The organism is Trinickia sp. LjRoot230, assembly GCF_964253315.1.
Taxonomy (GTDB): domain Bacteria; phylum Pseudomonadota; class Gammaproteobacteria; order Burkholderiales; family Burkholderiaceae; genus Trinickia.
In genome coordinates, this window is record NZ_CAXUQX020000002.1 from 1,067,864 (window position 1) to 1,080,176 (window position 12,313).

Here is a 12,313-nt window from a genome sequence, read left to right on the forward strand (position 1 = left end):
CATCTTCCTAGGGTCGTCGGGGACGGAACTCGGTGGAGAGCTCCGACATGTAGCACGTATGCAGCTCGGCGATCAATGCGCGAATGGCGGCAGGATCCGTGTCGGGCGGATCAAATCTTTTCGCGAGCCTGACGCGGTAGGTCAGCGGCAATGGCGGCTTGCGCAGAATGTGCCATCCCTTCGTCAGAAACGGCAAATCCGCTTCGATGATGATGGTTTGCACCGGCACACGGGCGCGTGCGGCAATCAGGCCGATCCCGCCTTTGAGCAAGTTCGCGGGATTGACGGGCCAACATTCGGTGCGGGTGCCTTCCGGAAAAAGCAGCAGTGGATGGCCGCGCCGCAGGTCCTCGACGGCACCGTTGATCATCGCGTGCGGCGTATCGTTGAGCAGATAGTCGGCCAGGCTCGCACCGGGGCCGAGGAACCAGTTGCGCTTGAGCTCCGCTTTCATCACGCAGCACAGGTTCGGCACGCAAGCGGCAATCAGCATCGCGTCAATCAACGTCGGGTGATTCGGCGCGAGAATCATCGGTGGGGCATCGCGCAGCGTTTCGAGTTCGGATAAGTCGAAGCGACACGCGCCGAGCAACGACAGCAACCGGAAATAACTTCGCCATAAATGCCGTATGAACGCGCGGCCTATCGTGCGTGCGGTGTGTCGCGGCAGCGTAACCCGCACCAGCGCGGCGCAAGGCAGCCAGCTCAGGCACGCCGCTGCCAACACGAGCAACGAGAAATAAAACACGACGAGTTGACGGCATTCGCGCAGCCGCCGCGGGATGAAGCCGCCCGCGGCACGTTCGCGCGACGACAGTCTGGCCTGGCTCACGGCGCTACCAACGCGAGATGGCCGCCACTCGCTTCGATTTCGACGAGCAAGTCGCTGCGGCAGATATCGGCATGCAGATAAAGCACCGATGCGTTGGCGCCGCAGCGCGCGCGCAAGACGGCATCGATTGCTTGCAATGCCGCGGGATCGCGAAGATAAACCTTGTAGCTCAATTCGGACATGCCAAAGGCGCGGTGTCCCTGGCGGCCGGCTTGAGCGAGCACGGCGGCGATATTGTCCAGCGTTTCGCGTGTCTGTGCGATCACGTCACCGCGATGCAACGTTTCATGGCCCACGATGCTCGCGGTACCCGAAATGAACAACGCCGGTGTCGCGTGCGCCCCGCGCCCGGCCGGCCACGCCGCCGCTCGCGCAAACGTCGGCGCGCACGGGCCGTATTGCTTCGGGTAGCGATATGCGCTCACCTGGCGCGGATTCTCGATCGCATCGGATGGCTCGCGGCTCGCGAGGAAATAAACGACGAGCGGCAACGGCGGCGTGACGCCGGCTTTGTTCAATACGGCGGCATCGACATCAGCATCGACGTGTGTGCCCAGTGCCGATGCCGCCGGCACACTTACGCTGAGCGCGCGGCGACATGCCGTGAAGGCACGTTGGCGGCCGGCATTGAACTGTCGATATCGCTCACTGCCGCGTTGTTCGGCGTTGATAGCCGCAATCGCGTTCCAGATTCGCACCGGATGAGGCATGCGCAAATCGTTAAGGAGTCCGAACAATTCGCGATATGCGACGTAGGCTGCGTGTTCGAGTGGCGAGGCATTGTCGTGTGCGGTCTCGTACACGGTCAGGCAGCCGAATACGACACCGGCTCCCTCACTGAAGCGGTAATGCAAGTGCTCGCGCTGCCCTGTTTGCAAATCATCTGCATCGCATTGCCAAATTTCGACGCACGCTTCGCTGTGGCCATCTCCGTGTTCGGACGCAGGCCGCAATCGCGCCATTGGCACCTGCGCGATTGGAATGTCGAGAGCGGTACTGGTGTCAGTGTCAGTATCGGCTACGGGGAGCCCGAGGTTCGTATCGCCGAAGCAGGCCATGCCGAGTGTGCCCGGGAATGCACGATGAAATGCATGACGGATTGCCGCCGGCCGCGCACGAGCGTCGTGCGCCCCCGGGCGCAAGCGCGCGAGAAGCTCGGCACGGTCGAGCTGCGCGCGATGCAAATGGCTCATGGACAGATCGGCAATCAACTGGCGATGGCTCCCGCATCGTTCGCATGCCTGACGTTGCGCCGCCGCGCGCGCCACGCCTGCCAACAGCGGCGCGCATCGAACAACGTCGACAGGTAATACACGACCTTGAAGCAGCGCAGCGATGTCCAGATCGGCGTCTTGCCGTAGATATCGCCGGCCAGCAGCGACAGCAGCGCTTCTTCCATCCGCAAGATATTGCGCGGGTTCATGAAGAGTTCGCGCATGGCCGGCGAAGTCATGCGATAGATGAACCATGAGAACTGCTTCGGGCCGTGCCGCACCACTTTGTCGAACTGCGCAAGCGCAGCGGCGCTGCGCGCGGGTTCGCGAAGACAGGTGTCGATGGCCTGTGCGCCCGCAAATGCGCTTTGCATGGCCAGCATCACGCCCGATGAAAACACAGGGTCGACGAACGCGAATGCGTCGCCGAGCAACACGAAATTACGCCCGTGCGTAAGGCTGCCCTCGTACGAATAGTTGCCAGTTGCCTCCGCGCCGTTCATCAGTTGCGCGCCCTCGAGTCGCTCGGCCAATGCGGGACATAACGCAATGGTCTCGAGAAGAAACGTTTCGAGCGACATCGAATGATCGCGCCGCTTGAGGTAGTACGGCCAAACGACGGCGCCGACGCTCGTCGTTCCATCGGCAAGCGGAATGAACCAGAACCAGCCGTGCTCGAACCAGAAAATGCCGATGTTGCCTTCGTCGGCGCCCTCATTGCGTTGTGCGCCGCGGAAATGGCCGTAGATCGCGCAACTGTTGTGCTTCTCGCTGCGACGCTTGGACCGAAAGCGATTCGCAAGCAATGTGTCGCGGCCCGAGCCATCCGCGATGAAGCGAGCCCGGCATTGATACTGCCGGCCGTCGTCGTGCTGGGCATGGACGATGGCGCTCGAATCGTCGCTTGAAAAATCGACATCGCGCACGCGGCATCCTTCCACTACCGTTGCGCCGTGTGCCGCTGCATTGCGCAACAAGATCTCGTCGAATTCCGAGCGGCGGACCTGATATGCGGTGGGCATCGACTTGTCGCGCGCGCGAGCGAACAGAAAACGCTGCATTCGGTTGCCGTGCTGCGGCGAGACGAACTCGGCCGCGAGCTTCGTCATGCCAATTGCGCGTATCGAATCGGCGATGCCGAGTTGCTCGAATAGCCGCAGGTTGGCCGGCAGCAGCGATTCGCCGATATGAAAGCGCGGGTGGTGCGCTTTTTCGAGCAGTAGCACGCGGTGGCCGGCATCGGCGAGCAAGGTGGCGGCCGTCGACCCGGCGGGGCCGCCGCCAATGACGACGACGTCCCATTGATCGATCTCATTGCTGGTCCCGCTATGCGGCGTATCGCTCATCGACTGTCTCCAGGTGCGTGGGGCCTGCCATGGAACGCAACCGAGCGCAGGCAGCCTTGTGCAGGCAGCGTTGTCCGTGGTTCAGGCCAACCCGCCGTTGATCGAGAGAACTTGCCCCGTGACATAGGCCGCCGCGTCCGACACGAGATAGGCGACCATCTGTGCGACTTCGTCCGGTTCGCCGACTCTGCCGGCTGGCACGATTTCTTTGATGCGTTGGGGGGGGAAGGCCTCTTCGATCATCGGCGAGGCAATGATGCCGGGTGCAACGGCATTCACGGTGATATGGCGCGAGGCGAGTTCGAGCGACAGCGACTTCGTGGCGCCGATCAGGCCCGCCTTCGCCGCCGCATAGTTCGTCTGGCCGCGGTTTCCGGTTACGCCCGAGACCGAGGCGATATTGACGATGCGTCCCCAGCGTGTGCGGATCATCGGCATCAGCAACGGCTGCGTGACATTGAAAAACCCGTTCAGCGAAACATCGATGACGCGGCGCCATTGCTGCTGCGTCATCCCGGCCATCGGCGCATCGTCGTGAATACCGGCGTTGTTGATAAGAATTTGAATCGGCCCATCCGCCAGCATGCGTTGCACCGCCGCAAGCGTGGCATCGGCATCGGTGACGTCGAATGCGACCGCTCGTGCCACGCCGCCCGCCGCAGCGATGCGCTGAACCACCTCTTGCGCGCGCTCGATGTTGGCGTTGGCATGCACCCAGACTTCGTGGCCGGCCGCGGCCAGCGTTTCGCACATGGCTCGCCCCAACGCACCGCTGCCGCCCGTGACGAGTGCTTTCATCTGTGTGTTTGCCATGGGCTATCGGATACGATGCGCGGCCACGTAGGCGGCGAGTGAGCCTAACGTCGCGAAGATTTTGACGTTGTCGGGGTTGTCCGCCCGCAGGCCGAAGCCGTACGTTTTGGAAATCAACATCGCGGTTTCGAGGATATCGATGGAGTCGAGCCCGAAGCCTTCGCCGTACAACGAAGTGTCGGCCGAGACTGCATCGATATCGATGTCTTCGAGGTTCAGCTCGCGGATCATCATTTCGGCGAGTGTTTTTTCCAATTCGTTCATGGTGCGTGACGCAGGCGACTGCGGCAAAGGATACGGGCGGCCCGTCTGGCGGCCATTGGGCAGCCGGCCGAGTTCGGAGCGATTCTAGACGATGGGTCGGGGCGGGTCTACGGAAATTGGTTACAGAATCCGGCGCCTGCCGGGGCCCGTCCGAGCCGTTGGCGCAGATTAATCCCTGCGTGGCTGCTAGCTGCGGAAGGTGCGATAAAATCCGACACATTGCGCGCTATGCAAATAACCACACAAACGGTTACAAAACGCAACGTCGCGCAACGCCGGCGCAATCTCGAAAACGTATCATCCAGCTAACCTGGCGAAGGCCCGTGCCGTCGCCGGGCAGGCTTTGCTTTTGCGAGGCCTTTTGCGATAGATAGGAGTGCCGATTATTCCGATTCATCAGATTTCAGCGGGCGGGCCTCTGCCGGCCCGCGCAGTAAAGGTAGGAGTGCTAAGTGACTGAGGCTGGCGAATTCGATCGTATTGCGCGGGGTGCCGCCGGGGTGGCGCTTGTAGCCGCCTATCAGATTGCCGCGCACGAGGCGGTCCGTATGCCGGGCAAACAGGCGCTCGGACTTGCGCTTGCGCTCGCGCCGTTGCTGCTGCTCCTTGTCGGTGCGGCCGCGCGCTCGGGGCGGCGCGGGTGGCTGCTGCCGCTGGTGGTGGTATCGCTCGTGGGCTTGTGGACGGTCCGCGCGTCGCTCGCACAGCACTTCCAGTGGGGCCTTTATGTCGAGCACATGACGTTCAATTTGACGATGGCCGCGTTGTTCGGACGCACGTTGCTAGCAGGGAACGTGCCGCTTTGCAGCCGCTTCGCGGCGATGGTGCATGGCACACTGGCGCCGGCTGTCGCCCGGTATACGCGGCGCATTACAGCTGCATGGGCGCTTTTCTTCCTCGCGATGGCGGCCATTTCGACTGTGCTCTTCATCACCGCATCGATCGAGGTATGGTCCACGTTCGCGAACTATCTGACGTTGCCGCTGAGCGCCGCGATGTTTGTCGTCGAATATGCATGCCGCCGGCTCGTGTTACCCGACATGACCCACAGCGGCTTGCTCGAAGGCATTCGCGCGTATAGGCAGTCGATGCAAGAGCGCACCGCGCTGCCGCGATAATTGACTATTCCACTCCCCACAACGTGATCTCCACAACGTGATGCCGCGTTTTCCGCTCGTATTTCATGCATCGCTCGATGACGTCGTCGCCTGGCGCGACGGCACACCCGTGCCCGTGCGCGCGTTTGTCGCCGATGTCAGACGCGTCGCGGCGCTGTTGCCCGCGGGCCGGCACGTGTTCAATACCTGTGCGGATCGTTATCGCTTTACCGTCGGCCTGTGCGCGGCGCTCGTCGCCGGCAAGATCAGCTTGCTGCCGTCCACGTACACGCCGCAAACCGTGGCCGAACTCGCGACGTTCGCGCCCGATGCGTTCTGCCTGCACGATGCCGACGACTGCACAGTTGCGTTGCCGCGCTTTCGCTTTCCGGAGCAGGATGGTTCGCACGGCGACGCCGGTGTGGCCAGCGCGGACGCCGTTGATCGTCTAGCTCATCTAGCGCTGGTGCCCGAGATCGAAGCGTCGCGCACGATGGCCTATGTCTTCACGTCGGGCTCCACTGGCGCCCCGGTGCCTCATCGCAAGACTTGGGGTTTTCTCGTCAAGAACGTGCGCGCGGCGGCGAAGCGGTTGGGGCTGCTCGATGCGGCTGGCACGACGATAGTCGGCACCGTGCCGTCGCAACATATGTACGGGTTCGAATCGACGGTGCTGCTCGCGCTGATCGGCGGGCTCGCGTTCAGCAATCGACAGCCGTTTTATCCGCTCGACATTCGCGACGAACTCGAAGCGGTAGCCTCTCCCCGTGTGCTTGTCACGTCGCCGGTTCATTTGCGTGCGCTCTTGATGTCCGAGGGCGAGCCGCCGAGCGCGTCGCTGATTCTCTCGGCCACGGCGCCGCTGTCGGAAAAGCTCGCGGCCGAAGCCGAAGCGCGGCTCGGTGCGCCGCTGATGGAAATCTACGGCAGCACGGAGACAGGCCAGATCGCCACACGTCGCACCGTGCAGGGCCCGGTTTGGCATTTGCTGCCCGATGTCACGTTGCAGGTGCGCAAGAACGAGGCGGGTGAAGCGGGCGATGCGCGCGAAGACGAACAGCAAGACGTGATCTGGGCCGCCGGCGGGCACGTCGAGACGCCGGTGCCGCTCGGCGATGCGCTCGAGCTTGTCGACGGCGAGCACTTTCTGCTTCACGGGCGCAAGGCCGATCTCGTCAATATCGCGGGCAAGCGGACTTCGCTTGCTTACCTCAATCATCAGTTGAATGCGATACCGGGCGTGGAAGACGGCACGTTCTTCATGCCGGAGCACGACGATGCGTCGGCGCCGAGTGCAGCAATACCGCATGTGTTGCGGCTGATGGCGTTTGTGGTTGCGCCTGCGTTGTCGGCGCGCGCGCTGCGCAGTGCGTTGCGCGAACGTATCGATGCAGCGTTCATGCCGCGGCCGTTAGTGTTCGTCGATACGCTGCCGCGTAATACGGCGGGCAAGCTGCCGCGTCAGGCACTGGCAGCGCTCGCCGCGCAACATGTGGGCGGCTTGGCTGATGTGGCCGACGTGCAGCCGATCATGTTTGACATTCCAGCCAATCACCCAGCATTGCCGGGTCATTTCCCGGGGCGCCCGATTGTGCCGGGGGTCGTACTGCTCGATTATGCGATTGCCCGCATCGGCGCCGCGCTCGAACAAGCGCTCGATGGCTATATCGTTAGTTCTGCTAAGTTTCTGAGCCCGGCCGCACCTGGTGTGCCGCTGGCATTATCGTTTCAGGCAAACGACAACGGAACGATTCGCTTCTCGGTGAATGCCGGCACGCGCGCCGTCGCGAGCGGTGTATTGAGCGCCCCCGCCCCGACATGAGCACCGACCACCATCCGGCGCGCAACGAATGGGCGCAACGCGAGGAGCGCAGCAATCGTGCGCTGCTGCGGATCATGGTGTGGATCTCGCTGCGGCTCGGGCGAACGGCGGGCCGTATGCTGCTGCGCGCGATAGCCGCTTATTTCGTCGCGTTCGCGCCGGACGCGCGCCGTGCTTCGCGCAGCTATCTTGCGCGTGCGTTTGGCAGACCGGCGGGCCTGGCCGACGTGTTCCGCCATATCCTTGCTTTCGCTTCGACGATTCACGACCGTATCTACCTGCTCAACGAACGTTTCGATCTGTTCGACATTCGTGTGAAGGGCGGTGAACTCGTGGATGCCGCGCTCGCCGAAGGACGCGGCGCCTTTCTGATGGGCGCGCATCTGGGCAGCTTCGAGGTCATCCGTGCGCTTGGCCGCACGCGGCCGGGCTTGCGCGTCGCGATCATGATGTACGAGGAGAACGCGCGCAATGTCAATGCGATTCTCGCCACCGTCAATCCGGTGGCGAAGCACGACGTGATCAGTCTCGGGCGAGCGGACTCCATGCTCAAAGCGCGCGACTATCTCGACGATGGCTGCATGGTCGGCATGCTTGCCGATCGGACCGTGCTGCGCGACGATCGCGATTCGCTTGCGCGTTGCGCATTCCTCGGTACGGAGGCGGCGTTTCCGCTCGGCCCGCTGCGTATGGCGGCCATGCTGCAACGTCCGGTCATTTTCATTACGGGCCTTTATCGCGGTGGAAATCGCTATGACGTGCACTTCGAAACGTTGGCCGATTTTTCGCAGGTGCCGCGCGAGGCGCGTGCTGAAGAGGTGGACACCGCACTCGCGCGTTATGTGACACTGCTCGAGCAATATTGCCGCTCGGCGCCGTATAACTGGTTCAATTATTTTGACTTCTGGAATACGGATAATAAGGACTCCTAATCTATGCGCACAGTGCTCGTCGTTGCCGCGCTTGTCTCGATCGCACCGCTTGCGTGTGGCGAGGCAGCGGGGCAGATGCCAACCGCGACATCAGCGCCCGCGGCGTGGACGCTCGATCGGCTGATGTCGACGCTTGCGCAATACAAGTCGGGCCATGCAACGTTCGTCGAAACGAAGTATCTGGCCATGGCTTCCGCGCCGATCGAGTCTTCAGGCGAATTGACGTTCGTTGCGCCCGATCACCTCGAAAAAATCACGACGAATCCGAAACCCGAGCGTTTGATTGTCGATGGCGACAAATTGACGGTCGAGCGCAATCAACATAAGTACACGCTGGCGCTCGCGCAATATCCCGAACTCGACGCGTTTATCGAAAGCATCCGCGCCACGCTGGCCGGGAACCGCTATGCGCTCGAGGACGTGTATCGGGTCGCGTTGAGCGGCCGAGGCGACAATTGGGTGTTGCGCTTGACGCCGCGCGATACGCGCATGGCGAAGCTGGTGAGCACCGTTACGCTCGAAGGCGAGCGCCATTTGTTGCACACGGTCACCATCCAACAGGCCGATGGCGACCATTCCGTCATGCGGCTTCAAAACGCCGCGGGGCAATGATGCTGGACCAAGCGCCGCAACCCGGACACAAGCGCGCGTCGCATTCGCGTGCGGCGTTGCTTGCCGGCTTCGTTCGAAGGCCGGCGGTTTTGTTGTGGTTGTTGTTCTTGCTCGCATGTGCGGTGCTTATTCATCGCGCGACGTTTACGGCCGATCTTTCGGCGTTCTTGCCGCGTGCACCCAGTGCCGAACAACGTTTGCTCGTCGATCAATTGCGCGAAGGATTCGTTTCGCGGCTGATGCTCGTGGCCATTGAAGGTGGGGATGCGAAGGGCCGCGCCGAGCTGTCGCGTCGCACGGCTGCCGCTTTGCGAAGCGAGCCGCAGTTCGTGTCGGTCAATAACGGCGAACCCGTGACGCAAGCGCGCGATCAGCAATTCATCTTCGAACATCGATACCTGTTGAGCCCTTCGGTGAGCCTCGCGCGTTTTTCGCCGGAGGGCTTGCACGGCGCGTTGAGCGACAGTTTCGATTTGCTCGGCTCGTCCGCGGGATTGATGGCGAAGGCCATCTTGCCGCGCGATCCGACCGGCGAAGTCGCGGCTATCGTCAATACGCTCGACAGCGACGCACAGCCGTCGTCGACCGATGGCGTGTGGGCCTCGCGCGACGGTCAACGCGCGGTGCTGCTCGCGCAGACAGCCGGCGCGGGTTCCGATACGGACGCCCAGCAACGCGCGATGCATGCGGTGCGCAATGCATTCAATGCGGCTTTGCCGGCCGTGAGCGGTGCGTCGCACTATCGGCTCCTGATGACAGGCCCTGGCGTGTTTTCCGTCGAAACGCGCGACACGATCAAGCGTGACGTCGAACGTTTGTCGGGCGTGAGTATTGCGCTGATCGTCGCATTGCTGCTCGTCGTTTATCGTTCCCCACTCACGCTGGCATGCGGGCTGCTGCCTGTTTTGACGGGTGTGGCCGCCGGTATCGCATCGGTGAGCCTGGTCTTTGGCACCGTGCATGGCTTGACGCTCGGATTCGGCACGACGCTGATCGGGGAAGCCGTCGATTATTCGATTTATCTGTTCCTGCAATCGGCTCGTTCGCGGCTGTCGGCGCAACCCGCTGCGCGAGCGCAAGACACGATACGCGAATGGGTTCGCACCGCATGGCCGACCATTCGCCTTGGTGTGCTGACGTCGATATGCGGTTTCGCTTCCATGTTGTTTTCGGGCTTTCCAGGGCTCGTGCAGTTGGGCCTTTACTCGATTGCGGGCCTTGTCGCCGCCGCTGCGGTGACGCGCTACGTGCTGCCGCATTTCAGCGGCCGCGTGCGTGCGATACGCGATGTGTCGCGGCTGGGTGGCTGGCTTGCGCGCGCAGCTCGCGCGGCGCCGTCGCTGCGTTGGCCGTTGGCCGTTGTGCTCGTCGGCTGTATTGGCGTGCTCGTTTTGCAACGCGGCCAGCTTTGGGGTCATGAGCTTGCGGCGCTGAGCCCCGTTTCCGCATCGAGCCAGGCGCTCGATGCGCGCTTGCGAGCCGATGTCGGCGCGCCCGACGTGCGCTATCTTGTGGTCGTGAAAGGCAAGGACGAACAAACGGCGTTGGACGGTGCTGAAAAAGTGGGCGCGCAATTGCAGCCGCTCGTCCGCGAAGGCGTGATCGCGGGTTACGAAAGCCCGGCACGCTACCTTCCGAGCGAGGCCACGCAGCGGATGCGCCAAGCGAGTCTGCCGCCAAGCGATGTGTTGTCTGAGCGTTTGCGCGCGGCGCTGCAACGGCAATCCATCCAGATCAAGCCGGAGACCTTCGCGCCGTTCATTGTCGACGTGAACGCCGCGCGCGCGCAGCCGCTCGTCAAACGCGCGGATTTAAAAGGCACGTCGATGGGCCTGGCCGTCGATGCGCTGCTGAGCGAACATGCGGGCGTCTGGAATGCGATGCTTTCGCTGCGCGCGCCGCTTGCAGCGCGCGCGCGCGATTCGAGCCTCGATGCAAACGCAGTGCGTGTAGCCGTCGCGCGCGCGGGCGTGCCGGACGCGCTTTTCGTCGATATGAAGGGCGAGGCGGATCGGCTTTACCAGAACTATTTGCGTGAGGACATTCGACTGTCGCTGGCCGGTTTTGCGGCGATCGTCGTGCTGCTGCTCGTTGCGCTGCGCGAGCCTGCGCGTGTCGTCCGCACGCTTGCCCCGCTGATCGCCGCCGTGTTGGTCGTCAGCGCCGGATTTGCGTTGGCGCAGGTGCCGCTCACGATCTTGCATTTGATCGGTCTGTTGTTGATCGTTGCCGTCGGATCGAACTACGCGCTTTTTTTCAATCGCGTTAAAAGCGGCTCGATCAACGAGCAAACGCTTGTGTCGTTGCTGATCGCCGATCTGGCCACCGTGGCAGGATTTGGCCTGCTTGCGCTATCGCGTGTACCGATGCTCGAATCGTTCGGATTGACAGTCGGACCTGGTGCCGTGCTCGCACTTGTCTTTTCCGCCGTGCTTGCGCCGCGCAGCGCGTTGGAGCATCGCGTATGAGCGGGCTCACATCGATCGACCAGCAGGCAACCTTCGCGCGCCGTTGGAAGCCGACGCCCCTCATCACGGGCACGCTCGCGCTGCATGCGGGCGCGGCGGCGACGTGCGCCGTGCAGCCCGCCGCGTGGCCCTGGGCGGCAGGCTGCGTGATCGCCTCGCATCTTGCGTTGACCGCATCCGGGCTGTGGCCGCGCAGTAGCCTGCTCGGTCCGAACTGGACGCGGTTGCCGTGCACCGCACCGGGCGACGCCATTGCGCTGACGATCGACGATGGCCCCGACCCGGAACTGACACCGCGCGTGCTCGACATATTGGAGCGTTACGACATACGCGCGACGTTCTTTTGCATCGGCGAGGCGGCGCGCAGACATCCAGAATGCGTGCAGGACATCGTCGCGCGCGGACACGCCGTCGAGAATCATAGTCAGCATCATCGACATAGCTTTTCGCTGATGGGGCCGCGGGCGCTGAGCCACGAGATTCGACAAGCGCAACAGACGCTCACGGCAATCACCGGGACGCGGCCACTTTTCTTTCGCGCGCCGGCAGGCCTGCGCAATCCGTTTCTCGAACCCGTGCTCTGCCGTGAAGGACTGACGCTGGCCAGTTGGACCCGACGCGGTTTCGATACGCGTACGAGTGCCGCCGATCTCGTGACGAAGCGGCTGTTGAACAGGCTGGCTGCCCGCGACATCCTGCTGGTGCATGACGGTCACGCCGCGCGCGATAAGAACGGCCGCGCGACCGTGCTCGACGTGTTGCCCGCAGTGGCGCAAGCGGCGCACGACGCGCAACTGCATTGGACGACCCTGCGTGCGGCGATGTTGGTGCGCTCAGAAGCACCAGCGACGCCAACGATGTCAGCCGTGCCGAATCAAGATGCACACGCCAACCGATACCAGGACTGACGAAA

The 12,313-nt window shown here is 62.9% G+C and carries 11 protein-coding genes; 6 read left to right on the forward strand and 5 right to left on the reverse strand.

The features are described 5' to 3' along the window. Window positions 1–7 precede the first annotated feature (7 nt). From ACSQ20_RS23820 to ACSQ20_RS23840, 5 genes are all read right to left on the reverse strand, one after another. On the reverse strand, window positions 8–832 hold the full coding sequence (locus tag ACSQ20_RS23820; protein ID WP_436024830.1) for a lysophospholipid acyltransferase family protein: 825 nt from the start codon (window positions 830–832) through the stop codon (window positions 8–10). Further along, window positions 829–2,025 (reverse strand): endoribonuclease L-PSP, encoded by a 1,197-nt coding sequence (locus ACSQ20_RS23825; RefSeq protein ID WP_436024832.1) that lies wholly within the window; start codon window positions 2,023–2,025, stop codon window positions 829–831. Before ACSQ20_RS23825 ends, ACSQ20_RS23820 begins: the two co-directional genes overlap by 4 nt. A 14-nt stretch (window positions 2,026–2,039) precedes the next feature. Further along, entirely contained in the window at window positions 2,040–3,392 is a 1,353-nt protein-coding gene (locus ACSQ20_RS23830) for an NAD(P)/FAD-dependent oxidoreductase (RefSeq protein ID WP_436024834.1), read from the reverse strand. A gap of 81 nt (window positions 3,393–3,473) precedes the next feature. Then, entirely contained in the window at window positions 3,474–4,190 is a 717-nt protein-coding gene (gene fabG, locus ACSQ20_RS23835) for a 3-oxoacyl-ACP reductase FabG (RefSeq protein ID WP_436025865.1), read from the reverse strand. 18 nt (window positions 4,191–4,208) lie between these two features. Beyond that, entirely contained in the window at window positions 4,209–4,496 is a 288-nt protein-coding gene (locus tag ACSQ20_RS23840; RefSeq protein WP_436024836.1) for a phosphopantetheine-binding protein, read from the reverse strand. A gap of 425 nt (window positions 4,497–4,921) precedes the next feature. On the opposite strand from ACSQ20_RS23840, the gene ACSQ20_RS23845 reads away from it, so the two are divergent. From ACSQ20_RS23845 to ACSQ20_RS23870, 6 genes are all read left to right on the forward strand, one after another. After that, complete coding sequence (locus ACSQ20_RS23845) at window positions 4,922–5,587, forward strand: hypothetical protein (RefSeq protein WP_436024838.1); 666 nt, start codon at window positions 4,922–4,924, stop codon at window positions 5,585–5,587. 40 nt (window positions 5,588–5,627) lie between these two features. Then, the gene (locus ACSQ20_RS23850) at window positions 5,628–7,388 is read left to right on the forward strand and encodes an AMP-binding protein (protein ID WP_436025867.1); all 1,761 of its coding nucleotides are present in this window, start codon (window positions 5,628–5,630) and stop codon (window positions 7,386–7,388) included. Continuing rightward, complete coding sequence (locus ACSQ20_RS23855) at window positions 7,385–8,320, forward strand: LpxL/LpxP family acyltransferase (RefSeq protein ID WP_436024840.1); 936 nt, start codon at window positions 7,385–7,387, stop codon at window positions 8,318–8,320. Before ACSQ20_RS23850 ends, ACSQ20_RS23855 begins: the two co-directional genes overlap by 4 nt. 75 nt (window positions 8,321–8,395) lie before the next feature. Then, on the forward strand, window positions 8,396–8,932 hold the full coding sequence (locus tag ACSQ20_RS23860) for an outer membrane lipoprotein carrier protein LolA (protein ID WP_436025869.1): 537 nt from the start codon (window positions 8,396–8,398) through the stop codon (window positions 8,930–8,932). Then, window positions 8,929–11,400, forward strand: a complete 2,472-nt coding sequence (locus ACSQ20_RS23865) for an MMPL family transporter (protein ID WP_436024842.1) — start codon at window positions 8,929–8,931, stop codon at window positions 11,398–11,400. The genes ACSQ20_RS23860 and ACSQ20_RS23865 overlap by 4 nt, the downstream gene beginning before the upstream one ends. Further along, complete coding sequence (locus ACSQ20_RS23870) at window positions 11,397–12,308, forward strand: polysaccharide deacetylase family protein (RefSeq protein WP_436024844.1); 912 nt, start codon at window positions 11,397–11,399, stop codon at window positions 12,306–12,308. The genes ACSQ20_RS23865 and ACSQ20_RS23870 overlap by 4 nt, the downstream gene beginning before the upstream one ends. Window positions 12,309–12,313: the final 5 nt, after the last annotated feature.